Source organism: Marinifaba aquimaris (genome assembly GCF_013328345.1).
In the GTDB taxonomy this organism is placed as follows: Bacteria; Pseudomonadota; Gammaproteobacteria; order Enterobacterales; family Alteromonadaceae; genus Marinifaba; species Marinifaba aquimaris.
The window spans coordinates 34,989-61,764 of the sequence record NZ_JABULX010000016.1; the positions used below are offsets into that span (position 1 = coordinate 34,989).

25 protein-coding genes are annotated in these 26,776 nt (G+C 40.5%); 13 read left to right on the forward strand and 12 right to left on the reverse strand.

The features are described from left to right. Nucleotides 1–12: 12 nt before the first annotated feature. Entirely contained in the window at nt 13–318 is a 306-nt protein-coding gene (locus tag HR060_RS11230; protein WP_174200390.1) for an STAS domain-containing protein, read from the reverse strand. Between the two features lie 249 nt (nt 319–567). Between HR060_RS11230 and HR060_RS11235 the strand changes: the two genes are divergently transcribed. Next, nucleotides 568–1,368, forward strand: coding sequence for a response regulator (locus HR060_RS11235; protein WP_174200391.1), 801 nt, complete (start codon nt 568–570; stop codon nt 1,366–1,368). Here the strand turns inward: HR060_RS11235 and argR are convergent. Next, a complete protein-coding gene (argR, locus tag HR060_RS11240) occupies nt 1,365–1,829 on the reverse strand; it encodes a transcriptional regulator ArgR (protein WP_174200392.1) in 465 nt (154 codons plus the stop codon). The genes HR060_RS11235 and argR overlap by 4 nt on opposite strands. Nucleotides 1,830–1,839: 10 nt before the next feature. Then, complete coding sequence (locus HR060_RS11245) at nt 1,840–2,754, reverse strand: diguanylate cyclase (RefSeq protein WP_217434910.1); 915 nt, start codon at nt 2,752–2,754, stop codon at nt 1,840–1,842. A 120-nt stretch (nt 2,755–2,874) separates the two neighbouring features. Here HR060_RS11245 and HR060_RS11250 point away from each other — a divergent pair, with 120 nt between their 5' ends. Continuing rightward, nucleotides 2,875–3,084 carry a DUF1289 domain-containing protein gene (locus HR060_RS11250; RefSeq protein WP_174200393.1) on the forward strand — a complete coding sequence of 70 codons (210 nt, stop codon included), beginning with the start codon at nt 2,875–2,877 and terminating at the stop codon, nt 3,082–3,084. On the opposite strand, the gene HR060_RS11255 is transcribed toward HR060_RS11250, so the two are convergent. Then, the gene (locus HR060_RS11255; RefSeq protein WP_174200394.1) at nt 3,041–4,435 is read right to left on the reverse strand and encodes a PhoH family protein; all 1,395 of its coding nucleotides are present in this window, start codon (nt 4,433–4,435) and stop codon (nt 3,041–3,043) included. The genes HR060_RS11250 and HR060_RS11255 overlap by 44 nt on opposite strands. Before the next feature lie 312 nt (nt 4,436–4,747). Here HR060_RS11255 and rapA point away from each other — a divergent pair, with 312 nt between their 5' ends. Next, nucleotides 4,748–7,660 carry an RNA polymerase-associated protein RapA gene (rapA, locus tag HR060_RS11260; protein ID WP_174200395.1) on the forward strand — a complete coding sequence of 971 codons (2,913 nt, stop codon included), beginning with the start codon at nt 4,748–4,750 and terminating at the stop codon, nt 7,658–7,660. A gap of 12 nt (nt 7,661–7,672) precedes the next feature. Here the strand turns inward: rapA and HR060_RS11265 are convergent, their stop codons facing one another. After that, nucleotides 7,673–8,311, reverse strand: coding sequence for a DUF642 domain-containing protein (locus HR060_RS11265; RefSeq protein WP_174200396.1), 639 nt, complete (start codon nt 8,309–8,311; stop codon nt 7,673–7,675). 170 nt (nt 8,312–8,481) lie between these two features. On the opposite strand from HR060_RS11265, the gene rluA reads away from it, so the two are divergent. From rluA to HR060_RS11280, 3 genes are all read left to right on the forward strand, one after another. Next, nucleotides 8,482–9,135 (forward strand): bifunctional tRNA pseudouridine(32) synthase/23S rRNA pseudouridine(746) synthase RluA, encoded by a 654-nt coding sequence (rluA, locus tag HR060_RS11270; protein WP_174200397.1) that lies wholly within the window; start codon nt 8,482–8,484, stop codon nt 9,133–9,135. A gap of 263 nt (nt 9,136–9,398) precedes the next feature. Next, nucleotides 9,399–9,923 (forward strand): hypothetical protein, encoded by a 525-nt coding sequence (locus HR060_RS11275; RefSeq protein ID WP_174200398.1) that lies wholly within the window; start codon nt 9,399–9,401, stop codon nt 9,921–9,923. Nucleotides 9,924–10,165: 242 nt separating this feature from the next. Further along, nucleotides 10,166–11,089, forward strand: coding sequence for a DUF3530 family protein (locus HR060_RS11280; protein ID WP_174200399.1), 924 nt, complete (start codon nt 10,166–10,168; stop codon nt 11,087–11,089). Between the two features lie 3 nt (nt 11,090–11,092). Here the strand turns inward: HR060_RS11280 and djlA are convergent, their stop codons facing one another. The 3 genes from djlA to HR060_RS11295 are packed head-to-tail and all read right to left on the reverse strand — an operon-like array spanning nt 11,093 to nt 13,668. After that, nucleotides 11,093–11,992 carry a co-chaperone DjlA gene (gene djlA / locus HR060_RS11285; RefSeq protein ID WP_174200400.1) on the reverse strand — a complete coding sequence of 300 codons (900 nt, stop codon included), beginning with the start codon at nt 11,990–11,992 and terminating at the stop codon, nt 11,093–11,095. A gap of 3 nt (nt 11,993–11,995) precedes the next feature. Further along, nucleotides 11,996–12,676: an N-acetylmuramate alpha-1-phosphate uridylyltransferase MurU gene (gene murU, locus HR060_RS11290; protein ID WP_174200401.1), complete on the reverse strand. Its 681-nt coding sequence runs from the start codon at nt 12,674–12,676 to the stop codon at nt 11,996–11,998. After that, on the reverse strand, nt 12,673–13,668 hold the full coding sequence (locus HR060_RS11295) for an aminoglycoside phosphotransferase family protein (RefSeq protein ID WP_174200402.1): 996 nt from the start codon (nt 13,666–13,668) through the stop codon (nt 12,673–12,675). The genes murU and HR060_RS11295 overlap by 4 nt, the downstream gene beginning before the upstream one ends. Before the next feature lie 234 nt (nt 13,669–13,902). Between HR060_RS11295 and HR060_RS11300 the strand changes: the two genes are divergently transcribed. The 7 genes from HR060_RS11300 (at nt 13,903) to HR060_RS11330 (ending at nt 22,442) form a co-directional block, all read left to right on the forward strand. After that, nucleotides 13,903–16,215, forward strand: a complete 2,313-nt coding sequence (locus tag HR060_RS11300) for an LPS-assembly protein LptD (protein ID WP_174200403.1) — start codon at nt 13,903–13,905, stop codon at nt 16,213–16,215. 7 nt (nt 16,216–16,222) lie between these two features. Beyond that, nucleotides 16,223–17,500: a peptidylprolyl isomerase SurA gene (gene surA / locus HR060_RS11305; protein WP_174200404.1), complete on the forward strand. Its 1,278-nt coding sequence runs from the start codon at nt 16,223–16,225 to the stop codon at nt 17,498–17,500. A gap of 4 nt (nt 17,501–17,504) precedes the next feature. Further along, nucleotides 17,505–18,491: a 4-hydroxythreonine-4-phosphate dehydrogenase PdxA gene (gene pdxA, locus HR060_RS11310; RefSeq protein ID WP_174200405.1), complete on the forward strand. Its 987-nt coding sequence runs from the start codon at nt 17,505–17,507 to the stop codon at nt 18,489–18,491. Next, the gene (gene rsmA, locus HR060_RS11315; RefSeq protein ID WP_174200406.1) at nt 18,491–19,303 is read left to right on the forward strand and encodes a 16S rRNA (adenine(1518)-N(6)/adenine(1519)-N(6))-dimethyltransferase RsmA; all 813 of its coding nucleotides are present in this window, start codon (nt 18,491–18,493) and stop codon (nt 19,301–19,303) included. The genes pdxA and rsmA overlap by 1 nt, the downstream gene beginning before the upstream one ends. A gap of 13 nt (nt 19,304–19,316) precedes the next feature. Continuing rightward, entirely contained in the window at nt 19,317–19,688 is a 372-nt protein-coding gene (gene apaG / locus HR060_RS11320; protein WP_174200407.1) for a Co2+/Mg2+ efflux protein ApaG, read from the forward strand. Between the two features lie 6 nt (nt 19,689–19,694). Next, nucleotides 19,695–20,513 (forward strand): symmetrical bis(5'-nucleosyl)-tetraphosphatase, encoded by an 819-nt coding sequence (locus HR060_RS11325; RefSeq protein WP_174200408.1) that lies wholly within the window; start codon nt 19,695–19,697, stop codon nt 20,511–20,513. A gap of 297 nt (nt 20,514–20,810) precedes the next feature. Continuing rightward, entirely contained in the window at nt 20,811–22,442 is a 1,632-nt protein-coding gene (locus HR060_RS11330; protein WP_174200409.1) for a methyl-accepting chemotaxis protein, read from the forward strand. Between the two features lie 45 nt (nt 22,443–22,487). Here HR060_RS11330 and HR060_RS11335 read toward each other — a convergent pair whose 3' ends face one another. The 4 genes from HR060_RS11335 to ubiE are packed head-to-tail and all read right to left on the reverse strand — an operon-like array spanning nt 22,488 to nt 26,664. After that, on the reverse strand, nt 22,488–23,600 hold the full coding sequence (locus HR060_RS11335) for a glycosyltransferase family 4 protein (RefSeq protein ID WP_174200410.1): 1,113 nt from the start codon (nt 23,598–23,600) through the stop codon (nt 22,488–22,490). 2 nt (nt 23,601–23,602) lie between these two features. Next, entirely contained in the window at nt 23,603–25,222 is a 1,620-nt protein-coding gene (gene ubiB / locus HR060_RS11340; protein WP_174200411.1) for a ubiquinone biosynthesis regulatory protein kinase UbiB, read from the reverse strand. Between the two features lie 9 nt (nt 25,223–25,231). Then, on the reverse strand, nt 25,232–25,846 hold the full coding sequence (locus HR060_RS11345) for a ubiquinone biosynthesis accessory factor UbiJ (RefSeq protein WP_174200412.1): 615 nt from the start codon (nt 25,844–25,846) through the stop codon (nt 25,232–25,234). Next, nucleotides 25,846–26,664, reverse strand: coding sequence for a bifunctional demethylmenaquinone methyltransferase/2-methoxy-6-polyprenyl-1,4-benzoquinol methylase UbiE (ubiE, locus tag HR060_RS11350; RefSeq protein ID WP_174200413.1), 819 nt, complete (start codon nt 26,662–26,664; stop codon nt 25,846–25,848). Before ubiE ends, HR060_RS11345 begins: the two co-directional genes overlap by 1 nt. Nucleotides 26,665–26,776: the final 112 nt, after the last annotated feature.

Here is a 26,776-nt window from a genome sequence, read left to right on the forward strand (position 1 = left end):
AATTATTGTTATTTAATCGATATCGAATTTTTTATCAAAACGTGAAATTTGTAAGATTTTTTTGATTTGTGGACGACAGTTAGCAATGCGAATGCTCTCAACACGTGTGCCTAAGTTCTTTTGCATATTCAACAACATACCTAGTGCAGAAGAGTCCATATATTCAGTTTCACGCAAATCGATAACAATTTTTGGAGTCTGCTCACCAATGTCGGCATAGGCATTGCGGAATTCTTGTACAAGGTTGAAGTCGAATTTGCCTTTGATCTGGATTGTGAAGTTTTTGCCGTCGGCAGATAGGTTGGTAGTCAAGCTCATTGATGGATTCCTAAGACATTTCCATGAAAATAATTGTACTAACTAAAATTTAATAAACTTTTGATGAATATCAAGGGGGTTAGTCGCTTATTAACGATTAATTTTAATTTTTATTAAATATATCTTTTTTATACACTATTTTGGCAACCTAAGGTTACTGTTTTGTAACGAATCATTATTTTGCTAGTGACTTTTTTACGAAATCTTGATTAAGTTATTACTAGACTAATTTTTATTTTTTGGGGCCTCATGCACGCATTATCTCCGGCAGATTTATCCATTTTATTAATTGAACCTTCTTCTATGCAAAGAAAGGTCATTCGCAAGCATTTAGCGCAAGAAGGAATAAACGAAGTTGAAGAAGCTGAGTCGGTTGAACAAGCTAAACAAATTATTACTAATCACGTTCCTGACTTAATTATTTCAGCACTGCATTTTTCAGATGGAACGGGCTTAGATATATTAAATGACATTCGCCACCGAGAAGGTGATGCGGATATTCCGTTCATGTTAGTGTCTAGTGAGTTTCGCCGCGAGCAACTTGAGCAGTTTAAACAAGCGGGTGTCGTCGCTATTTTGCCGAAACCTTTTACGCCAGATCATCTTGGTAAAGCGATTAATGCGACTATTGATTTACTGGAATCTGAAGAGTTAGAACTCGATTTATTTGATGTCCAAGATGTGCGCGTTTTAGTTGTTGATGATAGCCGATTAGCCAGAAATCATATTAAACGCGTTTTATCTAACCTGGGTATTCAACGCATGCAAGAAGCGGAAGATGGCAGTCAAGCTAAAGCTATTTTAGAAAATGAAATGTTTGACTTAGTCGTAACGGATTATAACATGCCAGAAGTTGATGGGCGTGAGTTAACAGAATTTATTCGCAATAAAAGTGCGCAATCACATATTCCTGTACTAATGGTCAGTTCAGAAGCGAACGACACTCATTTAGCGAATATTGAGCAGTCAGGCGTTAACGCCATCTGTGACAAGCCTTTTGAACCTGCCACAGTAAAGCAATTACTTTATCGTTTACTCAATAACGATTAAGCATTAGCAAACAGATCTTCTAACGTTTTTATCGTCTCATCAATTTTATCTGTATTGGTTGGGGCGATAAAAATCGTATCATCACCTGCAATTGTCCCAAGTACACCATCGTTTTGTCCTAATGAATCTAACATTCGAGCAATAAGCTGAGCTGCACCGGGTGAAGTTCTGATGATAATCATCATATTGTTGTGAACTATGTCCAGTACTAAGTGCTTTAATGGGCTTTGTGCAGTTGGGATAGCAAGTTCAGGAGGGAGGCAGTAAACCATTTCTTGTTTGGCATTTCGAGTACGAACGGCGCCAAACTTACTTAGCATTCTAGAGACTTTCGATTGGCTGATATTATCAAAGCCTTGTTCTTTTAGTGCGTTTACAATTTCACTTTGTGAGCCATATGTCTCTTGTTTCAAGATGGCTTTAAAAGCTTTTAATAATAAATCCGATTTGCTATCTGTCATATTTTCAATCTTAACTAGAAAGGGTATCAACGGCGCTAGTTTGGTTTCTTCCTAGCTCCTTAGCTTGGTAGAGCATTTTATCTGCACTTTCTTGAAGTTCAATAGCTGACAATTGCTTAGTTGGAATTATCGTCGATTGTCCAAGGCTAATTGTCACTACTTTAGCCGCCTCGCTGTATTCGTGTTTAATGGCCAGTTGTTCAACTGCTGAACGCAAGCTTTCGGCAAATTTTAAACTAGCAGGAAAGTCTGTTTCCGGTAAAACGACGACAAACTCCTCGCCACCAAAACGAGCAACAAAATCAGCACCGCGTTTTAGCTGTGCATCAAGGGTTTGCGCGACTTTCCTCAATACTTCATCACCTGCAGTATGCCCATAATTGTCGTTGTACTGTTTAAAAAAATCGATATCAATCATGATCATTGTCAGAGGTGTTTGATTGCGTAAACAGCGTCGCCACTCCTGAGCAAATACTTCTTCAAAGTTTCGGCGATTGGGGATTTCAGTTAAGCCATCGATGGAAACTAACTGCTCCAATAAATCATTTTTTCGCTTCAGAATTATTTGGTTTCGAACGCGGGCAAGTACAACAGGAACGTTAAACGGTTTAGTAATGTAGTCCATTGCACCTAACTCTAAACCTTTGGCTTCATCTTCAACGGCATCATTACCCGTAATAAAAATGACGGGAATGTCTTTAGTGGCATCTTGGCTACGCAATTGAATGAGTACTTCAAACCCACTGAGCAGTGGCATTTGCACATCGAGCAGGATCAGATCAGGTTTGGGTTCGGCACTAGCGACATTCAAAGCAACCTCTCCATTGATCGCGGTTTTAACTTTATAGTGTTGAGATAAAGCCTGACCGAGTAATTGGATATTTAGTGGGTCATCATCTACGACTAGTACTGTCGCTTTTTCCAAAGTGATTACACTCCTAAATTAAATTGCTGCAAAATAATGAGTATTCCATGATGCTGTCGCACATGATAAAAGTATAGGCTCAAAGATATAATTACGCTGTAGTTTTAAAGATATAACACAATGAAAAGCACTGTAAATAATCCGTGTCGTGCCGTTTGCAGTCTGAATGAAGACGGTATTTGTACTGGTTGTGGCCGTACTCAGCAGGAAAGAAATGATTGGATCTTTTCTTCCGATACTGAGCAACAAGCCATTGTTGAACGGAGTAAAATCAGGTTAAAAGTGATTAAAGATGCTGCTCAGCAAAGCGGGCCAAGCGAGAGCGCATAACACCTGCGATGTTGATTGTTGCACTGCCTTCAAAATCTTTAAACCTTTCGACGATATAAGTCAGGCCTGAAGTAAGTGGTGACAAATAATTACTGTCAATTTGTGCCAAGTTACCACAGCAAATTAATTTAGTGCCTTCACCTGCACGGGTGATGATCGTTTTTAACTGTGATGCGGTCATGTTTTGGCACTCATCTAAAATCACGATAGATTTTTGTAAACTTCTACCTCGCATAAAGTTGACTGACTTAAATTGAATGTTGGCTTTCTCCATAATGTATTTCATGCTGCTTTCACGGCATTCATCATTGCGATGTAGAAAATCGAGAGAGTCATTAATCGCGGCAAGCCAAGGCGCCATCTTTTCTTCTTCTGTTCCCGGTAAAAAGCCAATTGACTCTGCAATTTCTGGCGTGTTGCGGGTGACGATAATTTTTTCATAGATGTTTTGTTCAATCACCATTTCAAGTGCACTTGCCAAAGCGAGTAGAGTTTTACCACAACCAGCAGGGCCCGTTAGTAGAACGAGATCCATGTCGGTATCGAGTAATGCATCCAATGCCATAGCTTGATCGAAATTCTTAGGTGTGATCCCCCAAGCTTCTCGGCTCATCATTCGTTCAAATCCTAAGTCTTTGATTGTCACTGAATGATCATCATGAGCCAGAATTTTAGCCGCAAAATTACTGGTATCGTCATATAGATATTCATTCACAAAGATGGTTTTAGGAAATTTATCTCGGCTAATTGTATGCGTGGTGTGGCGGCCATGTGTTTCACTGTCACAGTCTTGAATATTTTGCCAAAAATCGCCTTCAAACTGATGATGACCTTTCGTCAGGTATTTGATATCCGAAATTAATTGGTCGGTTCGGTAGTCCTCAACGTTGTCTAAACCTGCACCTTTAGCCTTAAGGCGCATATTGATATCTTTTGTGACTAAGACGACCTTATTAGGTACACAGGTTTCTTGTAAATGAATCGCTGTGTTAATGATGCGATTGTCGTTTTCTGGGCCAGGTAAAGAGTGTTTTTGTAAAGTGAGTTGATGATCGGGATAGATAGATAAGTTGCCTTTTTTGACATCTTCATCGTCTTCTTCGCCGTGTTTCAGTGGAACACCTTCAGCGATTTCTTCAGGTGTTGCATCACGCATTAACTCTTCTAGTGCTCTTATCGCGATGCGCGCATCTCGAGAGACATCTTTTTTACGATCTTTAATATGATCGAGTTCTTCTAAAACCGTCATTGGGATAACGACGTCGTGTTCTTGAAAGTTTAAAAAAGCGAAGGGGTCATGCAGTAAGATATTGGTGTCTAAGACATATTTTTTTCTTAGTTCTGGGGGCATTCAACTCTCCTTGAATGGCAGCAAAAAATTTTGCATTACTTTAGGTTTAGCAACGAATTATTGATTTATACAAATTTCAGTCAGTTAAATAATTTTGCCTATTAACCAATAGCAAAGATATTTGAGTTAAATTGTGAACAATTGATGAAGATTATTTGGAATTAAAACTATGAAACTAAGTAGATCTCAACTTTAATTACAAAAACAGCTATTAACTTAACTGTGCTTTAGGTAGCATACGCGCCCCTCGCACAAATTGTGCATTATCATTGTCAGCTCAGCGTGTTATCACTTAATTAGGTGAACATTTTTATGTCGAATTTTGCATTAGGTCAAAGATGGATCAGTGATTCAGAATCTGATTTAGGTTTAGGTACGGTTGTAGGTATTGAAGGCCGCCGTGTTTCGTTATTATTTCCAGCGACAGGGGAAACCCGAGAGTACGTCATTGACTCAGCGCCGCTAACGCGAGTGAGCTTCAATGTTGGTGACACGGTTGAGTCTGCTGATGGTTGGTCAATAACGGTTGAATCTGCAGATGAGACGGATGGCTTAATGATTTACACCGGCCCCGACTCTGAAACAGGTGAACTGACGCATTTAATAGAAACGCGTATCAACCATCACCTCAAGCTAAATAAACCGCAAGATAGACTCTTTACCGGTCAAATCGATAGGAACGACTGGTACGACTTACGCTATCAATCTCGACAATATCAATATAAATATCAATCTTCTGACTTGATCGGATTAAGTGGTGCTCGCACAGCATTGATTCCGCATCAGTTACACATTGCAAAAGAAGCCGGTCAGAGGGTTGCACCGCGTGTCTTGTTATCAGATGAAGTGGGCTTAGGTAAAACCATTGAAGCGGGTATGATCATTCATCAGCAACTCTTAACGGGTCGCTCTTCTCGCGTATTAATTTTACTACCTGAATCTCTGCAATATCAGTGGTTAGTTGAGATGCTAAGACGTTTCAACTTAAAGTTTTCTATTTTTGATGAAGAGCGCTGTGCTGAATATGACGGTTCAGATGAAAACCCATTTGAAACCGAACAATTAATCATTTGTCCATTGTCCTTAATTGCCGATAAAGAAAAGCGCTTAAATCAAGCTTGTGCAGCTAATTGGGATTTAGTGGTTGTTGATGAAGCCCATCACTTAAAGTGGAGCCCAGAGCAAGTCAGTCCGCAATACGCCGCGGTTGAAGCATTAGCCGGCATTTGTAAAGGCCTGTTGCTTCTTACAGCTACTCCAGATCAGTTGGGTCATGAAAGTCACTTTGCACGTTTGCGTCTACTAGATCGCGATCGTTTTTATGATTATGAAAAATTTGTCGCAGAAGAAGCGGGTTACCAATCAACTGCTGAATTAGCTAAAACGCTCGTTAGTGATGAGTCGCTAAATGATCAGCAAGTAGCTGAACTTGCGCAATTACAAAAAGAAGATTCATTGCTAAATGACGCTTTATTAACCGTTAACTCAAATGATGCTGATGAAAGAAAAGCGAGTCGAGATAACATTCTAAAAGCGTTAATCGACCGCCATGGCACAGGCCGAGTGTTATTCAGAAATACGCGTGCCTCAGTTAAAGGTTTCCCTAAGCGTGAACTTTACCCTGTTGAGTTGACTTACCCTGAAGAATTTATGCCTGCTACACGTTGGTGGATTGATAAGCATCAAGAGGCGCCTAATCAGCAAGACTTAGCTAAGTTATTAACACCAGAGTTTATTTATGAAGCTGTTGGTAGTAATGATGAACAACCTTGGTGGTTAATCGACCCGAGAGTGGATTGGCTAAGCGAAAAAGTAAAAGCAGAAAAAGATCAGAAGTTCTTAGTAATTTGTGCCCAAGCTTCGACAGCATTAACAATGGAAAAAGCACTGCGTACTTTACAAGGTATTAACTCTGCTGTTTTCCACGAAGGGATGACTATTGTTGAGCGCGACCGAGCTGCCGCTTGGTTTGCTGATCAGGATGAAGGCTGTCAGGTTTTAATTTGTTCGGAAATCGGCTCTGAAGGTCGTAATTTCCAATTTGCTAGTAATTTAGTGTTATTCGATATTCCTCTTAACCCTGACTTACTGGAACAGCGTATTGGTCGATTAGACCGTATCGGTCAGCTCAATGATATCAAGCTCCATATCCCTTACTTCACAGGTACTGCATCAGAATCTATCTTCAAGTGGCTAGATCACGGTATCAATGCTTTTGCTGATACGTGTCCTGCGGGCGTGACTGTATTTGAACAGCAAGCGGATGAACTGATTCAAGCACTGTTCCAAATTGATCATGACGATGCGGTCATTGCTCCATTTGTTAGCCAAGCAAAAGAGCACGTAGCTGATTTGAACAAACAAATGGAACAAGGCAGAGATATCTTATTAGAGCTTAACTCTAAAGGTACTGATGGTGAGGCAATTGCCGAAGCGATTGCTGAAATTGATGATGATACTTCGCTTATTGCTTATATGTTCCAAGTGTTCGATGTGTACGGTGTTCAGCAAGAAGATAAAGGCGAGCAGTGTTTAATATTAAAGCCAACAGAGCACATGCTTGAACCGCATTTCCCTGAGCTGACAGATGAAGGCATGACCATCAGCTTTGAACGCGATACCGCTTTAAGTCGTGATGATGTCAGGTTTATCAGCTGGGATCACCCTATGGTTCAAGGCTGCTTTGAAATGATTGCTGCCTCTGATGTGGGTAACAACGCAGTGAGTTTATTGCCAAATAAAGCACTGCCAGAAGGCACTTTCTTTGTTGAATTGATTTATGTGGTAGAAACGTCTGCACCAAAATCGCTTCAACCAGGGCGTTTTTTAGCACCAACACCTGTGCGTTTATTACTTGATAAAGCGGGTAATAACCTAGCAGCAAAAGTGGCTTACGAAGGGTTTAACAAACAATTAAAACCTGTTGGTAAACACATTGCTTCTAACATAGCGACAGCACTGCAAACGGATATGGCGAATTTAATTGCGAGCTCAGAAGCGATTGCCGAGCAACAAAAGCAACAAATTATTGAGCAAGCCATTGAAAAGATAGAGCTTGAACTTTCAACAGAGTTAGCACGATTACAGGCATTACAAAAGTTAAACCCGAACATCCGTGCAGTTGAACTTGAAGCGCTTGAAAACCAAAAAGCCGACTTAATTAACTATGTTAATCAAGCCGGCCTTCAGTTAGACGCTGTTCGCTTAATTGTGGTTTCACATTAAGCTGAGTTTCGTTTATTTAGTTGATGCGGCTCTTTTATGTCGCATCACTAATAACCCGCCTGCTAATAATAACAACCCTATTGTCGCTGGTGCATCTACAGCGTTTGCCAACCCTTGTGGCGCGGTAATATTTAGTGCATTGACTTGAATATCGTCAAGTAAGTTACCAACAGAGCCTTTTGGGGTAATACCTGTAAACTTCAATGTGGTTTGGCTATCTGTAGCGACAAAGTTATCGGTAAATACTGACCACTCTCTGTAAGCATGGTCGTTTATTAATTGACTCATCACTAAATTTTGACCTGAAAATACCTCAACTAAAAATTGTTCATTTTTACGGGTACGTGCAGCATAAGCAAAGCTCAAATCATAGCTTTGGCCTGCTTGGCTATTAAATGTTTGATAGATAGCGTATTCGTTATCTTTTTTGTGTGAGTTGAGTTCGATGTGTTGTTTGCCTGAGTAGGGCTTTAAACCAAACAGACCATGCCAAACTTCAATGCGCTCACCTTGCCAACCATTCACTTTATCAGCGTTAAGGTACTGCCATTTGCGTTTGATTTGCTTGTCTTCAAAGTCACCATTTAAAATTAAATTGGCGCTTGCATTGAAACTGATACATAACAAAATAAAACTTACTAGCTTGTACATCTACTACTCCTACAACCCAAGCTTTTGTATTTATTGAGTATCTAGATCGTTAACTTGTGTAGCAATGCTTAAATTGTAAGCAAAGACATCATTCTGGCCATGCAATTAACAACTGCTTAACGTAGAATACATTTTTTACATTAATCACCATCTTTTTCTAAAATTTATACATGTCTTTTGTTTACAACCCACCAACTGAGCCTTTTTTAAACATTCTTTATCGCGACGATGATTTGATTGTTTGTGATAAACCGAGTGGCTTATTATCTGTTCGTGGTAAAGCGAAAGAACATCAAGATAGTTTGGAAGCCAGATTACAGTCCGTTTTACCTACTGTTGGTATAGTGCATCGATTGGATATGTCGACCTCTGGCATTATGGTCATGCCACTAAATAAACCTGCCCACAGTTCAATAGCCAGGCAATTTCAAGAAAGGGAAACGTCTAAAACTTATATTGCTAATGTTTGGGGTAAGCCTAAAACACAATCAGGCGTAATTGAGCTGCCGCTTATCTGCGATTGGCCAAATCGCCCTAAGCAAATGGTTTGTTTTGAAAATGGCAAACCTTCAACGACATTATGGCGAGTACTTAGCACCAATGATGTAAGTAGTCGGATTGAATTAACACCAATTACGGGACGTTCTCATCAGTTAAGGGTACATATGTTACACCTAGGGCACCCAATACTCGGTGATAAGTTTTACGCCCATCAAGCGGCCTTTGATGCCGCACCTAGATTAAACTTGCATGCACAAGCATTGAGCTTTACTCACCCTGTAACGGGTAAGAACTTATCTTTTTACAGTCCCGCTCCTTTTTGATAATTTGCTGAATTAGGGCATATTGGCCACACCACCAAATGAAGTGCATAGGTACAACAAAGGCGAGAGGCTAAGCCATTACGGTATAACCAAACTCATTACCCGAAACGCAATGATGCAATAGCAAAAGCTTATCAAAGTGGTGGTTATAATCAGATGAAATTAGCCGATTATGTTAGTGTGCTTTATTCAACAATAAGTAGAATAATCAACGATGTAAAAAGAAAGCTCTGTCCTCAGAGTTGCTGATTCACGAGGTAAATATGCTTTACGATATATCCACACAAACAGCATCTTTAACTTGGGGATGGCTTTTGGCTATCCCTACAGTTGTTTTTATATATTATTGGCTTTCTCATAAAACGATAGTCTCTCAAACCAGGAGTCAAACTGTTGGATTGAGAGTATTTTGTTGTTTTGGAATTTTATTCTCATTAGTAAATTATTTATCATTAGAAGATAACAACGCAGAGTTAAAAGATAACAAAAAAAGTTATATTCAAGGTGAATACGAAACTATTAAAGGTGTACTCTACCTTGATAAAAATGAGAAAGGTGGCTTAGATAAGTTTAAGATTGACAAGAGCTCTTTTATAAGAATATTACCTCACAAAAACATACTTAAAAAAGGGTGCTGGGCAGAGTTCATCAAGTATATTGATGATATAGATAATAAATATGTTCGAATGGACTTCATCAACTTTCCTAAATCTGTGTATCCTCCCTTTGAAATGGGTAATAATAAAGTTGACCAAATCTGTATTTTAAGATTTGAGATAATTGATTAAAAACTCTGGTGTCAGGTCTTTCATTTTGCATTCGGTTGAGATTGGTGAATGAGTACTGTTGGTTTCTAAGCACCATTAAAACCTATATCTTTTGACCATTACACTGCACTATCTGGGGCAGTGCCATTAGCTATTATTCCTCTAGTACGCCTGACCATATCCCATAAAAGATTTTAAACGAATGACGGCTTTTAGCGCTTTCTTAAACTAAAGACTTAAAAGATTTGGTCGATAGTTTAGCTATGCAGATTATTTATTCCTTAACTCTAGTCTTTTCTCTCAGCTTAGCTTGGTCATTGCAAGCTCAAGAGGAAGCTGAGCAGCCTCCTGAAACAAGTCAAAGCAATAACGCATCAAAGTCTAAAATGCCCAAGAATGTAAAAGCTCCCTCTTTAGCGCAATATAGACAAGTTGATATCAATCGGTTTGAAGACAAAGATGAGATTCTGAGCCTAATGGCTGGTGACTCGCAATTTCCTGCACTGCTGAGCGAGCAAAACACTTTCATGGTCAAAGGCACTGCAATTTTATTAGCTGACTGGACTTTATCGCCTAGTCAAAGTGCTGCTTTTTCTCAATTAAGGCATGAATTAAATGATCACGGTTGGGTGACATTAGCGGCAAGTAGTCACGACCCTATGTTAGTTGCAGAGCCACTGAATGAAGAAAGTGCTAAGCAATGGATGGAAAGAGCTGACAGCAATTTTGCTTTTTTTCCTGAACAGGCTCAACAAGATTATCAGATGCAAATGCAAATGCGCTTGATGGCGTTATTGAACCAAGCTGAAAATTACCCTGGGGTTTTATTAGTTATTGCTCAGGGAGTAGGTGCGGCAAGTGTAGTGAATCATTTTGCTAAATTGGCTGATGATGAAGATGCGTTGCCCGATATTTTAGTATTAGTACAACCTTACATACCGGATACTAAAGCCAATAAAAAGTTGGCAACAACCATCGCAGAGTTACCAGTTGCTATTTTGGATATTTGGTCTGATTTTGATAACCCTTGGGCTTTAGCAACCAGAGAAAAAAGACAAAAAATGGCAAAGAAAAAGCTGACTTTGCATTATAGACAGCGTCAGCTTTTTGGGGATCACGGATGGGAACAAAGAGATGCGCGATTAATGAAAGAAATTCTCGCGTACTCTAAATACTTGGGCTGGTAAGTATTACCAACCTTTCTGTGTTTTGATCATCTGCCATGCCGCTTGAATGTCCTGTGTTTTTTCTTTTGCTAACTCCATAGCTTGTTCGGGTAAGCCTTGTGCCATCAACTTATCTGGGTGGTGCTGCGACATTAATTTTTTATAGGCTTTTTTAGCAGCTTTTTCTGGCGTATTGTCATCGATACCTAAAATATCATAGGCGTTTTGTAGCTGTGCCTTGGCAGAATATTGCGGTCGATATTGTTGTTGATATTCTTGATAACGCTCTTGCCTTTGCTGGCGATTTTGTTGCTGTTGCGCCTTTTTTTGTGCTTCTTGCTCTTGATAAGCCTGATGAAAGCGATTTACCGCTTGCACTTGTTTAATTAAGATCGCTAATTCTGTTTTTGAGTAATTCAGTGTTTTGGCAACAAGCTCAAGAATCTGCCTTGCTTTGTCATTAATCTCACCATTGATCAACGCCGCTTGAATCTGCATTTCAAGATACATCTGGGTAAATTCAGCTCGGCCAGAACAAAACTGTTTAAATTCTTTCACTGTTTCTTTGATCGGGAAATCGGCTTTCTTGCCTGCATTGTAGGCATTTTGTGCCTCTTTTCTGGTATCGCCTGTTAAATTTAATCGCGTCATTAAGGCGCTAGCAAGCGCAATATCCGCCTCAGTAACCCTGCCAGACGATTTGGCGATATGGCCCATAATTGAAAATAAGGTATGGAAGAACAGCGCTCTACTTTTTAGTGAGTCGGTATTTTTTATTAAACTGGAAAAGCCGCCAACGCGATCAAATGCCCGGCTGTAGCCTTTATCAAAAAAGTGGCCAATGATAATACCGAGTATAGCGCCAGGAATTTTGGCGAACATAAAGCCAAAAACACAGCCTAAAATTTTACCCCAAACTTGCATTATTTATCCTAGTGAGTTTTCTGTTAACGCTTGCTCCATCTGAGCTAAACGTTCAGGTGTGCCTATATCTGACCAGATCCCTTGGTAAATTTGTCCTGTTACTTGTTGCTGGCCAATGGCTTGTTTGAGCAAAGGGCCAAGTGGTGCAGGAAGCTTTTTCACGTTTAAAAATAGTTCTGGACTGTAAATACCTATACCTGAATAAGTCCACTTTTGGCTGTTTTCAAGGTTGAGGTAATCGCCAGCTATCCCAAAATCCCCTTGTGGGTGATGAGCAGGGTTATTGACGAGTACCAGGTGAGCCATTGTATTTGGCATCAAAGTGTTTGGTAAAATTTTAAAGTTTAGGTCAGTCCAAACATCACCGTTTACGATTAAAAACGCCTCATTGCCCAGTAAATCTAAAGCCTGCTTAATACCGCCTGCGGTTTCTAAAGCGCCTACCTCTTCACGGCTATAGTGCAAGCGACAACCAAACTTTGAGCCATCACCAAGCTGTTGTGGTATCAAGTCAGCTAGCCAAGCAATGTTAATGATAATGTCAGTAATACCGGCTGCGACTAACTTTTCGATATGGTATTGAATTAAAGGCTTACCCGCTATTTTTAGTAAAGGTTTCGGCGTATGTGTTGTCAATGGCCTCATGCGTTCGCCTTTGCCAGCGGCTAAGATCATCGCTTTCATTTAACACATCCTTGTTGATCGAGTTTGCAAATAACGACCTGTTCTAACCATTGACCAAAGTCGGTCAATTCAGAGTAGTGTTGGCAAGCATCTGAGATATAACTCAGGGTTCGAGGAATATCGGCTAGATAATGAGGCTTGCCATCTCTGTGGTGTAACCGCGCAAAAATACCGGCTGCTTTGATATGTCTTTGCATACCCGTTAAATCGTACCAGCGTTGCCACTGTGCAGGGGCGATGTTAGCAAAATGGGTTTGTCGATAAGCTTGACTAAGTTGATTGGTTTTTTCTATCGGCCATTTCACATAACAATCTTTTAATAGAGATACCGGGTCATAGGTAATCGGGCCGATTAAACCACCTTGAAAGTCAATGATGGCGATATTCTCATCAGGTAGCATTAGGTTTCGGCTGTGAAAGTCTCGATGTACAAAGCATTTGGGTTGCTCAAGAAAATTCTCTGCTAATAGCGAAAACGTACTTTTGAGTAGTGCTTGATCGGTTTCAGGTAAAACTAAGCCTAAATGTTTTTCAACTAGCCATTCAACAAAAATACTCAGCTCAAAGTGAACTAGTTTTTTGTCGTATTGCGGGATGTCGCCTAATCGCGTTTGACGAATATTGATGAGTTTCGGTAATTCGTCCAGCGCCGTTGGATAGAGCTCAAGGTAATTTTCTTGATTAATGATATTCGCTAAGTGCACATCACCTAAATCGATAAGCAACATAAAACCTAGCTCGAAATGATGAGCAACAACTGTCGGTACTATGATATTTTCCGACGCCAAGGTTTCTGCTAATGCAACAAATAATGGGTTGTCTTCTGTCTGTGGTGGAGCGTCAACGGCTATTCTGTTAACCCCGTTTATTTGCAGGCGAAAGTATCGTCTGAAGCTGGCATCACCTGAGATTAATCTAAAATTGGTCAGCTCACCTAAATTTAGTTTTTCAATCCAATTGAACAATTCTTGTTGTCTAAGGTCAAAAGTCATGTCTATTCGTTGTCTTATTATAATAAAGTGCAGCAACTAAGGCTTATCTGGGCTTGTTTGCCATTACTTGTCAGCTAAATATCGAGTATTATAACCGGCTAGAGATTGCCTTGAGTTTTATAACAGTCATAAAATAAGGCAAAGCATCAAATAATCAATGCTAATCGTATTTTTTACATTAATCTTAGTTAATTAGCTTGAAACCGTTTTATTTTGTTAAGGAACCGGTCGTTAATGTCGTCCAAAACTACTATTGCTACTTCTGCTGCTATTATTTCTCTGAGTTCCTTAATACCCGCCTACGCTCAAGAATATAACTTTAAGCAATGTTTTCCTGCTTTAGCTGAGCTATCAGAGGCTGAAACTCAAGAAGCGAAAACCTTTACTCAAGCTCCCGATTTCTCTGGCCAAAATATAACAATTGATGCAGATTCTGTTCGTATGTCTGATGGCAATGAAGCCATATTCGAGGGCAATGTAGAGATATTCTCCGACAACTCATCTATTGTTGCCGATAAGGCCATTGTCTCTAAAGACAAGAAACAACTTCAAGCTCAAGGACGGATCGTCTTTAATCACCCCAATGTTGTGGTTGAAGGGCAAGATTTTAGTGTCGATGTTCAGCACTCAGCCTTGAGTATTTCAGATACTGAATACCGATTAGCAGGTTATCGCGGTCATGGCGAAGCTGAAAAAATTGCCATAGCACCAGGTGAACATTCTGCTATATTACTCGATGCGACATTTACCACGTGTCCTGAAGATGAACCGGATTGGGTGCTGCGTTCATCCGAAATCACTTTATCTGTAGATGGAGAATGGGGCGAAGCTTGGCACAACCGCTTTGATGTGATGGATGTGCCCGTTATTTATTTGCCATATATCTCGTTCCCGTTAACGGATAAACGCAAAACTGGCTTTTTAATGCCTAAGCTAGATAGTTCTAAATCAAAAGGTTTAGATATCAGCACGCCTTACTATATTAACCTTGCCGAAAATTATGATGCGACATTAACACCTAGATACATGTCTGAGCGCGGCACCATGATGGGCGGTGAAGTTCGCTATATGAGTGAACAAGGTTTGACTAAATTTTACGGTGAATACCTTAACGATGATAAAGATTCACCGATTGAAGAAGATCGTCACGCCGTCAAATTGACTTATCAAGGTGGCGTTTGGGGTGACTGGAAAGCAAATGTCGACTTGAACCAGGTAAGTGATGATGCTTATTTGAATGATTTTGGTTTTCGCGGCTTTAACAGCGTTGATACGCATATTGAAAGTTTGATTAGCTTTTATCAGCACCATAAAGAATGGTTTGTTGAAGTAAACTTCAGAGACTTCCAATCATTTGGTGAAACATCACAACCTTACCGAGTGTTACCTGAAATTGTAGCCGAATATACACCTGATTTAGGTTATGAAAACTTCAAATTGACCGTACCTATGGAAGCGGCTTACTTTGAAAACGAAGAGCAAGTAAAACCTGAAGCCATTCGCTTACACACTGAACCCACGTTAACTTGGCAGTGGACACAACCTGCCTGGGAAGTTTCGGCTGAAACCAGTTTATTGGCCAGTGCTTATCGCCAAGATGGTATCGAGAGTGCTGTTGACGGTTCAACTGCTGTTACATCAGATAACGAAACCATTACTCGAGCCATTCCTCGTGTTCGCTTAAATAGCCGGATGATTCTAGAAAGGCCTATGAATTGGTTTGGCAAGGCAATGACGCAAACACTTGAGCCTAGAGCACAATATCTATGGGTCCCATATGAAGACCAATCCGATATTGGTCTTTACGACACGTCACTACTACAAGATGACTTCTATGGATTGTTTCGCAAAAGCCCATTTAGCGGTATAGATAGAATTGTTGAAGCTGATCAGGTAACACTAGGTGTGACTTCTAGGCTCATCAATGACAAAAACCAAGAGAAGCTGCAATTTAGCATTGGTCAGATTTTCTATCTAGATAACACTAAGCTCGACTTTTTAGATGAAGAACTCGAGTTAGCGCGTGGTGAATCGGCACTGGCACTCGATTTTAATTTTGATATTCGCGATACCTGGTTTTTTCACCACGGTTTGCAATACGACACAGATTTAGGTGTGACACGTAAAAGTTACACCAAGTTAGACTACAAACTCGATGAAACCCATGTAGTACAAGTTTCACACCGTTTTGCTCGAGATGTCTCTGGTAATACAATCAGTATGGCAGGTGTAGCAGGGCGTTGGGAGATTGATGAAAACTGGCAAATGTTTGGCAGTACTTACCACGACTTTGAAAACTCGCGCGAGTTAGAAAGTCGGATTGGTTTTATTTATCAATCTTGTTGTTGGAGTGTGCAATTAGCCTATGAATCGCATATTGTAACCGACTTAGTTTCTGACACTAACCCGAATGAAGTCAGCAATGAAACAGATAACGGTATTATGTTACGATTCAGTTTTGGTCGTATCGGTCAATCAGGCAACCGTCACAATGTTTTAGAAGAAGGTATTTTCGGTCATCGCCGTCCGTATTTTATTAACCAGTGAGAATGAAATGAAGATAAGAAATAAGCTGGCTATTGTATTTGCATTACTAATGACTGCATCAGCACAAGCTGCTGAACTATTAGATAAGGTAGCTGTTATTGTTGATCAAGGCGTTATCCTTGAAAGTGAAGTACAAAGCATGATCCAAACGCAAAAGCGCGAAGCAGAGCAGGCGAACCAGGGCTTGCCATCGGATAAAGCTTTGAGAACACAGGTTATTGAACGCCTTATTCTTCGCACTTTACAAATGCAAATGGCACAACGCGCTGGTTTCCAAGTTTCTGACGCGCAGTTAGAACAAACTCTCGGCCGTATTGCTGCCAATCAAGGCCAAACGGTTGAGCAAATGCGCAATCAAATAGAGCAGTCGGGCTCTAAGTACGAAGTGTTTCGCGAAGAAATTCGCACTGAAATGATCACGACTGAAATTCGCCGAAATGCGGTTTCTCGTCGTATTTATGTTTCACCTCAAGAAATTGACTCGCTTGTTCGTTTAATTCAAGAACAAGGTAGTAAAAATGAGGAATATCACGTTGGTCATATCTTAGTTTCAATTCCGCCTGAGGCAACTGCAACTGATATTGAAGACAGTAAAGCACGTGCAGAAAAAGTATTAGACATGCTAAATACAGGGAGTGATTTCAAAAAAGTAGCGATTGCTGCATCTTCTGGTCCTCGTGCACTTGATGGCGGTGATTTAGGTTGGATGAACATCAACGAAATGCCAACCTTATTTGCTGAAGTGGCTGCGGGTAAAAAGAAAGGTGACATCATGGGGCCTATTCGCTCTGGTGCTGGCTTTCACATCATTACCTTGTTTGATGTTCGCGGTCGCCAAGTTGTAGAAGTACAAGAAGTGAATGCTCGCCATATCCTTATTAAGCCATCTATTATTTTAAGCGATGACAAAGCAAAACAAATGCTTGAAGAATTCATCGTAGATTTAAAAGTTGGTGAGGGCGATTTTGAAGCGCTAGCTAAAGAACACTCTGCTGATCCTGGTTCAGCGGCTCGCGGTGGTGAATTAGGCTTTGCCGACCCAAATGTCTACGTACCGGAATTTAGAGACGCATTAAAAACACTTGATACAGGTGAGTACGCTGGTCCTTTCAAGACTGTACACGGCTGGCACATTGTTCAATTACTTGAAAAGCGCACACAAGACGCAACTGAAAAAATGCAAGAAGACCAAGCTTATCAAATGATCTTCAAACGTAAGTTTACCGAAGAAGCCGAAGCTTGGTTGCGTCAAATTCGTGAAAGCGCCTATATAGAAGTATTATAAATTTATGACTTTAAAAATAGCAGTTACCCCGGGTGAACCGGCAGGCATTGGCCCTGATTTAGTACTGGCTTTAGCGCAGCAAGATTGGCCTGCGCAACTTATTTGTATCGCTGATCCAAAAGTGATGCAACAGAGGGCGCAAGAACTTGGTTTAGATATCAAAATTGAAGCATATGATAAAAATGCTCAAGCTGTCCCTCAGAAAAAAGGCGTATTGACGGTGTTAACCGTTGAAGCTGATGCAGATGTGGTTACCGGGCAATTAGACGCGGCAAACGGCCACTACGTGGTTGAAACCTTACGTGTTGCTTGTGATGGCAACATGGACGGTGAGTTTGATGCAGTTGTTACAGGCCCTGTTCACAAAGGCATTATTAATCAGTCGGGTGTTTCTTTTAGTGGCCATACTGAGTATTTTGCTGCTCAATCTGGCACAACTGATGTCGTGATGATGTTAGCCACTACAGGTTTACGCGTTGCCTTGATGACCACTCATATCCCACTTGCTTACGTATCAAAAGCAGTAACTCATGAACGTATTTGTAAAATTACCGAAATTTTACATCGAGACATGCAACAAAAGTTTGGTATCGAAAACCCTAAAATTTTTGTGTGTGGTTTAAACCCTCATGCGGGAGAAGGTGGCCATTTAGGTCGAGAAGAAATCGATACGATAGAGCCTGCTCTCGATTTATTGCGCTCTCAAGGAATGGATTTAGTGGGGCCACTACCTGCTGATACATTATTCCAGCCTAAATATTTAGAACAAGCTGATGCGGTATTAGCTATGTATCACGACCAAGGTTTGACAGTACTCAAATACAAAGGTTTTGGTAACTCTGTAAACATTACCTTAGGTTTGCCATTCGTCCGTACTTCGGTTGATCACGGTACAGCAACAGACTTAGCCGGAACGGGTAATGCCGATCACGGTAGTTTTGTAGTCGCACTTAATACCGCCATTGATATGGCATCAAAACGAGCTAAATAATGAGTAACGATAAAGTTCATTTAGGGCATAGAGCGCGTAAACGTTTTGGCCAAAACTTCTTATTCGATGAAAATATTATCGCCGATATAGTCTTGGCTATTGGCCCAGATAATGACTACGAACACGTTGAGATTGGCCCAGGTTTAGGAGCATTAACTGAGCCCGCTGCGGCTGAAATTGACCACCTTAATGTTGTTGAACTTGATAGAGATTTAGCTGAGCGATTGCGTCATCATCCTTTTTTAAAGGATAAGCTGACGATTCACGAAGCGGATGCGATGAAATTTAACTTCGCACAGCTTGTTGAAGGCAAAGATAAAAAACTCAAAGTTTTTGGTAACTTACCTTACAACATTTCGACACCTTTAATGTTTCACCTTTTCAGCCATGTCGATATTATCCACGATATGCATTTTATGCTGCAAAAAGAAGTGGTTGATCGTTTATGTGCAGAGCCAGGTAATAAAGACTACGGTCGCTTAACAGTTATGGCGCAATACTACTGTCATGCAGAAGAAGTGTTATTTGTGCCACCAGAGTGTTTTAAACCTGCACCAAAGGTCGATTCCTCTGTTGTGCGTTTAATACCTAAAGCGGTAAGTGAACGCGCAGAATTAGATGCTAAGTTATTGTCTTCTATTTGCCATAATGCATTTAACCAGCGCCGTAAAACGTTAAGGAACAGTTTGAAAAAGCTGATCACCACAGAAGAGTTAGAAAACCTAAACATAGATCCATCTTTACGTGCTGAAAATATTGACGTTGAAAGTTATATCCGATTAACTCAATATATCTCACAGCGCGATCAGTAGAAGTAAGTCGAATATGGAAAATACCATTAAAGTCACCACTGAAACTCAGTACGTAGCGGCACAATCACAACCTGATGATGACCGTTACGTATTTGCCTATACCATCACGATTGAAAACACTGGCGAGAAAACGGCTAAGCTTATAAATCGTCATTGGTTAATTACCGATAGTAATGGCAAGAAAAACGAAGTACACGGCTCAGGTGTAATTGGCCAGCAGCCTGTTATTGAGCCCGGTGATAGCTTTCAGTACACAAGTGGCTCTGTTGTAGAAACACCTGTAGCGACCATGCAAGGCCACTATGAAATGCAAACTGAAGACGGTAGCTCGTTTGAAGCGCCGATTGATGTCTTCCGTTTAGCGGTTCCAAATATCTTAAACTAGAAACCTATGGCGCATTACTTTGTTGGAGATATTCAAGGTTGTTACCTTGAGCTTGTTCAGTTACTTGAGCAAGTTAACTTCGATAAAAGCAAAGATGTTTTATTACCTGTTGGCGACTTAGTCGCTCGTGGTAGTGATTCATTATCGACAGCCAAGTTGATGCTGTCTTTAGGTGATGCTGTCCAACCTGTATTAGGTAATCACGACCTCCACTTTATTGCCGTTTATCACGGGCTCAGAAAAGCAAAAAGAAAAGATTACTTAGATGATCTCCTCGCTTGGTCTGAGCTTGATGATTATATCGAGTGGCTCAGGAAACAGCCGTTAGTTAGGACCATCACTATGCATGAGAAGTTACACGTAATTTCTCATGCCGGTTGGTATCCAGCTTGGTCTTTGTCCGAATTACTGGAACAAGCAAAGGCTGCAGAGAAAATTTTAGCAGGCAAAAGTTATAAAAAATGGTTGCCGACTATGTACGGCGATGAGCCTAAAGTTTGGAGTAAAAAACACAATAAAGAAGATGCTTTTCGCTTTACGGTTAGTGCACTAACAAGAATGCGTTATTTAGACTCCAATTTAGCTTTAGACTTCTTAGAAAAAAATCCACCTGCTCAGGCTTCTTCACATCTAAATCCTTGGTTTGATTACCAAAACGAAGAAATGAAAGGGCATCAAATCATCTTCGGCCACTGGGCTTCTCTACTTGGACAGACGCAACATGCTAACGTGATCGCACTTGATACCGGCTGCGTTTGGGGAAATGATCTCACCATGTATCGGTTAGAAGATGGCAAGTACTTCAAGGTAAGTTCAACTAATTAATTATTGCAGTTTTGTTAAAGTTTATTTACATTAAACTAAACGATAATGTTAATGGTTATCATTATCGTTTGCTTGTTATTGTGGTTTGATTTCTAAAGTTTTAATGTGAATTCATTAGTTGTTGTTTTGTAAGGTTTTTATTGGTTTTTTTCGGCTTGAAGTTTATAGTTTTCGTTATTTATATCAATTTGTAATAATTCTAACTTTCTTCATATTCGTTTATCAAACTACCTTTCTTTAGAATGTAACCAAACTGTAACATTGATTCCCCCTGCCTAGGCAAGTAAGAGAGAAAGCATGATGTACTTACTTAGCAAGCTGAGCATTCGCTACAAGCTTGCTTTATTAACCCTAATCACCTTAATCAGTCTTTTGGTTATCATGGCCGTATCGGTCAAAACGTTAAAATTTAATTTACTTGAAGATCGCTACATTAAAACGGCTCATTTAACAGAGTCTGCTACCCATACTGTTGAGTACTTTTATCAAGAATACCGGGCAGGACGTTTTTCTGAACAAGAAGCGAAGCAGCATGCTTTAGGCGCATTAAACAAAATGCGCTATGACGGGGAGGAATATTTTTGGGTCAACACAAAAGACTACACCATGCTTACTCATCCAAAGACCGCTTTAGTGGGTAAAAATGTCAAACACATTAGTGATCCAAATGGTGTTTATTTCTTCATTGATATGGTTGAACTTATCGATAGAGAAGGCCAAGGGTATGTTTATTACCAGTGGAATAAACCCGGAGCACAAGAGCCAGTCGATAAAGTTTCTTACGTAAAAGAATTTGCACCTTGGGGCTGGGTGATAGGGACGGGTATTTATTTAGATGATGTGGCTGATATCTTCTGGGAAAATGCGCGTACATTGATTGCAACTGCACTGTTTTTCTTGATCACTGCAACTTGGTTATCACATTTAATCGGTCGTAATATCTATAAGCCTTTACATAAAATTCGCGACTTAATGCTGCAAGTTAACAAGGACAACGATTTAACTGTGACGTTAAAAGCCGAGGGTAAAGACGAACTCGCTGAAATTGGTAATGCATTTAATAAAATGCTTGTTGATTTTAGACAAGTACTGACACGTATCGCAGCGTCATCGGGCGATTTAGCCGTACAAGCTGAAGAGCTATCAGCAGTAACTGAGCAAATCAATCACGGTATGAACAGCCAAAGAGACGATGTGAAAAAGGCTGATCAGGCTTCAAATGAAATGGTACACGCTATTGCTGAAGTATCTGAAAACACCATCACGACTCTAACCGCTACTAGAAAAGCGACTGATGAAACTAGACATTGTGCTCAAGTCTTGAATGAGAATATTGATTCAATTAGCCAGTTAGGTGAGCGTGTTGAAAGCTCTGCCAGTCAAATTATTGCATTAGAAAACGCAAGTAAGGACATTGGCGAAATTGTATCGACAATCCAAGGTGTCGCTGAACAAACTAATTTATTGGCTTTAAATGCTGCAATTGAAGCTGCCCGAGCTGGAGAGCAAGGGCGTGGCTTTGCTGTTGTTGCTGATGAAGTCAGAACCTTAGCCAGTCGGACACAAGAGTCTACGGCGAATATTACTGATGTGATTGAGTCTTTACAGCGCGGCGTTCAAGAAGCGGTTAGTAATATGACTGAATGCCAAGTTAAAGCAGAATCAAGTGTATCGCTTGCCAAGGAAGCTGGCGCTTTAGTTGAACAAATGCATAAAGGTATGGGGGAAGTGGCTGAGCTTAATACTATGATCAGTACAGCAACCGAAGAGCAGTACGCTACGACCGAGCAAGTTAAGTCTATTATTAATCAGATTAATGATATGGCGGAGCAAACAACAGATAGTGCTGCCCATACTGCAAAATCAAGTGAGAGTTTGGCGGCATTTGCAACGGAATTAAATGAAATGGTTGCCAGTTTTAAGGTGTAGTTCGATAATTCATAGCCAATAAAAAAGGCGCATTTAGCGCCTTTTTTATTGGCAGCTTAGATAGAGCGCCTGCGTCTTTTCTAACATAGGGGCAATGGCAAATTCTTGCTCAGCCTTTTTCCTAGCGGCTTGTTTCATTTGCGATAGGGTTTTTGGTGTCATTGTTGCAATATTTTTCAGTACTTTAGCTATGGATTCGACATCATTGGTTTGAGTGATCCAGCCGTTAATATCATTGTCGACGTTATCGGGCAGCCCTGCGTAATCGCTAACTATCATAGGCAAGCCCATACTCATCATTTCACGACAAGCAAAGCTGATCGTTTCTACTTCATGTGACAATACAAAGCCAATATCAGAATGTGCTAAGTAAGCTCTAGGGTCGGTTTTAAAACCAATAAAATGTACTTGCTCAGATAAATAATCGCCATTACACCAGTTTAATTTTCGGAGTTCAGGAATTGTTTTTCCCACTAAAGTGACAACAAACTTACTTCTGATCTCTGCTGGTAAGGTTTTTAAAGCGTTAACTAAGTTATGCCAACCTTTGTAGTGCATAGTTCCGGCAATGCTGGTCAGTCTTATTTTATCTGTGTCTAGGTAAGTCGCATCTGCAGGTAACTTAGGTTCATCTTTAAGTTGCCAGTGCGTGGTATTAACGCCATTTTCGATAACGGTATGATTGAGTGTTAAGGGCTTTATACCTAAGGTGCGTTTGATTGAGCGCGCGACAAAAATCACCCCATCGAGCTTTTTAAACTTGCGCTTGGCAATAAAATTGGTGATTGGGTGCGAGTTATGTTTGGTGAAAACGTGCTTAAAAGGGCGTTTGCAAAAGTACTTGGCTAGATAAACTGTGCGGTTATCTGCATCGCCATTAGCATGGACAATATCTATTTCATGCTCTTCAATAAAACGAGCAATTTTTTTCGCTGACTTGAACAACAAACCTAAGTGTTTTGGCTTACGGGCAAAACCAACTGGTAGCAGCTTATTAAATCCAGATGCTTGTAAAAACTGATACAAATCACTTGATGTGGGTGTGGCCACATAGTTGATAGTAAGTGGGCTATTAGCCAAAGCCATCAAATAGGTGGTGTGACCACCACCGTAACCATCGTGATAGTTGGTGTATAGAACTTTTAAAGGTTTTTTCATATTTAAAGCTTATGTCCAACAACCCAGGCGATGATGGCTACACAGACTAAACCACTGCTCACTAGTAGATCGGATTGCAGTCCATATATTATCGCAGCACTGATTGCTGCTACATGGCCAATTTGACTGAATAAGCTAGTTTGTTTAGCTTGTTTTTGTTCAAGTAACTGGTTCAGTTGGGCTTGATGGTTTTGTTGTTGTTTGAGGCTTTTGTATATCAAATCAGGCAGCTCTGGTAATTTTTCACCCCAAAATGGCGCGTTTTCTTTGATGTTGCGCCATATCGCTTTTGGACCAATTTGATCTTTTAGCCAATTTTCTAAGAAAGGCTTAGCTGTTGTCCATAAATCTAATTGAGGATATAGCTGGCGACCTAAACCTTCGATATATAGTAACGTCTTTTGCAATAAAACCAGTTGCGGCTGTACTTCCATTTCAAATCTACGTGCGGTATTGAATAAATTCATCAACACATGGCCAAATGAGATTTCAGCTAGGGGCTTGTTAAAAATAGGTTCGCAAACGGTTCTTATCGCAAATTCAAACTCTTCAATATTGATGTGGCTTGGCACCCAACCTGAATCAACATGCAGCTCTGCTACTTTGCGATAATCGCGATTAAAAAAGGCGATAAAGTTATCTGCTAAGTAGCGCTTATCTTCTTTGTTTAGTGTGCCGACAATACCGCAATCAATGCCTATGTACATTGGGTTATCTGGATTTTCACGCGAGACAAATATGTTGCCTGGATGCATATCTGCGTGGAAAAAACTATCTCTAAACACCTGAGTAAAGAAGATCTCTACACCGCGCTCTGCCAGCAGCTTCATATCTGTCCCTTGCGCTTCAAGCTCGGCGACATTGGCACATGGAATGCCATAAATACGCTCCATTACTAGCACGTTTTCACGGCACAAGTCGGAATGTACATCAGGGATATAAAGTGAATCTGAACCTTCAAAATTGCGTTTTAACTGCAGCGTATTCGCCGATTCTCTTAGTAAGTTTAATTCATCAAATAAGGTTTTTTCGTACTCTCTAACCACTTCTACTGGTCGCAGGCGTTTACCATCTGCTAAGAATTTCGCCACAATACTGGCAAGGACATGCATTAAATCAATATCAGAACGAATCACTTTGGCAATATCAGGGCGGATAACCTTGATAACAATTTCTGAGTGAGGGAAGTGCTCTGTTGCTGCTATCTTTGCTGTGTGTACTTGAGCAATTGACGCGGATGCTAGAGGTTGCATATCAAAGTCATCAACCACTTCGCTAATATCATCGACTTGCCATGCTTGCTCTATGATGGCCTTGGCTTGTTCACCATCAAATGCTTTAACTTGGTCTTGTAAAATGGCTAATTCGTTCGCTACATCATCAGGCATTAAATCGCGACGCGTCGAGAGCATTTGCCCAAATTTGATAAATACTGGGCCGAGTGACTGCAAGGCTAAACGCAAACGCTCGCCGTGAGATTTATCCTTATGGCGGTTTCTTAGCCAGAAGATACTGGCTCTTAAAATATTAAAGTACCAAGGTTTAAATTTATCTGGGATCAGGTCATCAAGGCCAAAGATGAGCAAGGTTTTTACTATGGTATAAAGTCTGAAAAAGCGCATAACTAGAAACTATTGATTAATCTGAGAGGAGAGCTGAGCAATTCGTGCGCTAAGTCTATCTGTGTCTTGTCTGAGCTGGTTTACTTGGTCAGCAAAATCAGTCACCGCGATAGGATGGGCTGCAAGTTGCTTTTCATCGAACAACCAATGACGCACCATTTCTCTATCTTGTTGTACCTTGTGGTCTAGCTTTGCTTTGACTTGTTCACCTGCATGGGTCAATTTATAACAGGCTATATCGCCAACAATACTCGCTAATACATCTTGCCAGCGGTTTAAACTCTGTTTTAACCAATCTGCAAAGTGCTGTGCTACATGGATATCGCCATCCAGGTCTAATTCACCTGATTTGATTAATGCAGTCAGCTGTGATGTATCTTCGAGCTTTTGAAGCGTTTCTAAACGGCAACTCAAATGGCAATCTGCGTGCTCACTATTGGCAATAACATCAATATTACCTTGAGCGCTAAAGACAAATACCAGTGTTAGCTTTATGTCCTTAATGGTTACAGCAAACTGTTTACCCGCTAACTGGCTGGGCATGGTCGTTTGTTGTTTGCTTAAACTCAACCAGTGGTTGAGGCTTTGCTCAACCAAGGCGGTCACTAAGGCTGTAGCTGGCATTAGAATTTAAATCCTTTATGAAGGGCTACAATGCCCCCCGTTAAGTTGTGATAACTGGTTTCCTCAAACCCTGCATTTTCCATCATACCCTTGAGGGTATCTTGATCTGGATGCATTCGGATCGATTCAGCTAAATACTGATAACTATCAGCATCATTAGCGACGAGTTCGCCCATTTTTGGCAGAATATTAAACGAGTAGACATCGTAAATTTTTGCCAGCCAATCTTGTGTTGGTTTTGAGAACTCTAATACCAGTAGACGTCCGCCAGGTTTTAACACGCGGTAGATTGAACTAAGGGCTGCATCTTTATCTGTTACATTGCGCAAGCCAAACGCGATAGTAACAATATCAAATGTGTTATCGGCAAAAGGTAAGCATTCTGCGTTGGCTTGGACATACTCTACATTGCCCACAACACCTAAGTCTCTTAACTTTTCTCGACCCACTTCCAACATTGAGTTGTTGATATCAGCTAAGACAACTTTACCTTTTTCACCAACAATTCTAGAGAACTTAGCTGTTAAGTCACCGGTACCACCGGCTAAGTCTAAAATTTGATGGCCCGATCTTACGCCTGAATTATCTATTGTGAAGCGCTTCCACAAACGGTGGATACCCATCGACATTAGGTCATTCATTACGTCATATTTTGCGGCAACAGAGTGAAACACCTCAGCAACTTTTTTAACTTTTTCTTCGGTTTTTACCGTTTCATAACCAAAGTGGGTAGTTTGATCATCTGCACTATTTACCTGTGCAGTCACTTCGTGGTTAGCGGTTGTCTCTGATGTTGAGTTGGCTTGTTCTGTTGACATAATAGATAGAGTTCATTTTGCTTTATTTTAACTGGCGCTAGTGTAGCACAATCAAAGCTAACGAATACTTTAAGCAAGCGTTTTTTATCGGGAATTATTGTTAAGTGGCTGA

What these genes read in the sequence shown, in the direction of transcription:
- HR060_RS11230 (WP_174200390.1), bottom strand. Translation starts at nt 318, where the DNA reads ATGAGCTTGACTACCAACCTATCTGCCGACGGCAAAAACTTCACAATC.
- HR060_RS11235 (WP_174200391.1), top strand. Translation starts at nt 568, where the DNA reads ATGCACGCATTATCTCCGGCAGATTTATCCATTTTATTAATTGAACCT.
- argR (WP_174200392.1), bottom strand. Translation starts at nt 1,829, where the DNA reads ATGACAGATAGCAAATCGGATTTATTATTAAAAGCTTTTAAAGCCATC.
- HR060_RS11250 (WP_174200393.1), top strand. Translation starts at nt 2,875, where the DNA reads ATGAAAAGCACTGTAAATAATCCGTGTCGTGCCGTTTGCAGTCTGAAT.
- HR060_RS11255 (WP_174200394.1), bottom strand. Translation starts at nt 4,435, where the DNA reads ATGCCCCCAGAACTAAGAAAAAAATATGTCTTAGACACCAATATCTTA.
- rapA (WP_174200395.1), top strand. Translation starts at nt 4,748, where the DNA reads ATGTCGAATTTTGCATTAGGTCAAAGATGGATCAGTGATTCAGAATCT.
- HR060_RS11265 (WP_174200396.1), bottom strand. Translation starts at nt 8,311, where the DNA reads ATGTACAAGCTAGTAAGTTTTATTTTGTTATGTATCAGTTTCAATGCA.
- rluA (WP_174200397.1), top strand. Translation starts at nt 8,482, where the DNA reads ATGTCTTTTGTTTACAACCCACCAACTGAGCCTTTTTTAAACATTCTT.
- HR060_RS11275 (WP_174200398.1), top strand. Translation starts at nt 9,399, where the DNA reads ATGCTTTACGATATATCCACACAAACAGCATCTTTAACTTGGGGATGG.
- HR060_RS11280 (WP_174200399.1), top strand. Translation starts at nt 10,166, where the DNA reads ATGCAGATTATTTATTCCTTAACTCTAGTCTTTTCTCTCAGCTTAGCT.
- djlA (WP_174200400.1), bottom strand. Translation starts at nt 11,992, where the DNA reads ATGCAAGTTTGGGGTAAAATTTTAGGCTGTGTTTTTGGCTTTATGTTC.
- murU (WP_174200401.1), bottom strand. Translation starts at nt 12,676, where the DNA reads ATGAAAGCGATGATCTTAGCCGCTGGCAAAGGCGAACGCATGAGGCCA.
- HR060_RS11295 (WP_174200402.1), bottom strand. Translation starts at nt 13,668, where the DNA reads ATGACTTTTGACCTTAGACAACAAGAATTGTTCAATTGGATTGAAAAA.
- HR060_RS11300 (WP_174200403.1), top strand. Translation starts at nt 13,903, where the DNA reads ATGTCGTCCAAAACTACTATTGCTACTTCTGCTGCTATTATTTCTCTG.
- surA (WP_174200404.1), top strand. Translation starts at nt 16,223, where the DNA reads ATGAAGATAAGAAATAAGCTGGCTATTGTATTTGCATTACTAATGACT.
- pdxA (WP_174200405.1), top strand. Translation starts at nt 17,505, where the DNA reads ATGACTTTAAAAATAGCAGTTACCCCGGGTGAACCGGCAGGCATTGGC.
- rsmA (WP_174200406.1), top strand. Translation starts at nt 18,491, where the DNA reads ATGAGTAACGATAAAGTTCATTTAGGGCATAGAGCGCGTAAACGTTTT.
- apaG (WP_174200407.1), top strand. Translation starts at nt 19,317, where the DNA reads ATGGAAAATACCATTAAAGTCACCACTGAAACTCAGTACGTAGCGGCA.
- HR060_RS11325 (WP_174200408.1), top strand. Translation starts at nt 19,695, where the DNA reads ATGGCGCATTACTTTGTTGGAGATATTCAAGGTTGTTACCTTGAGCTT.
- HR060_RS11330 (WP_174200409.1), top strand. Translation starts at nt 20,811, where the DNA reads ATGATGTACTTACTTAGCAAGCTGAGCATTCGCTACAAGCTTGCTTTA.
- HR060_RS11335 (WP_174200410.1), bottom strand. Translation starts at nt 23,600, where the DNA reads ATGAAAAAACCTTTAAAAGTTCTATACACCAACTATCACGATGGTTAC.
- ubiB (WP_174200411.1), bottom strand. Translation starts at nt 25,222, where the DNA reads ATGCGCTTTTTCAGACTTTATACCATAGTAAAAACCTTGCTCATCTTT.
- HR060_RS11345 (WP_174200412.1), bottom strand. Translation starts at nt 25,846, where the DNA reads ATGCCAGCTACAGCCTTAGTGACCGCCTTGGTTGAGCAAAGCCTCAAC.
- ubiE (WP_174200413.1), bottom strand. Translation starts at nt 26,664, where the DNA reads ATGTCAACAGAACAAGCCAACTCAACATCAGAGACAACCGCTAACCAC.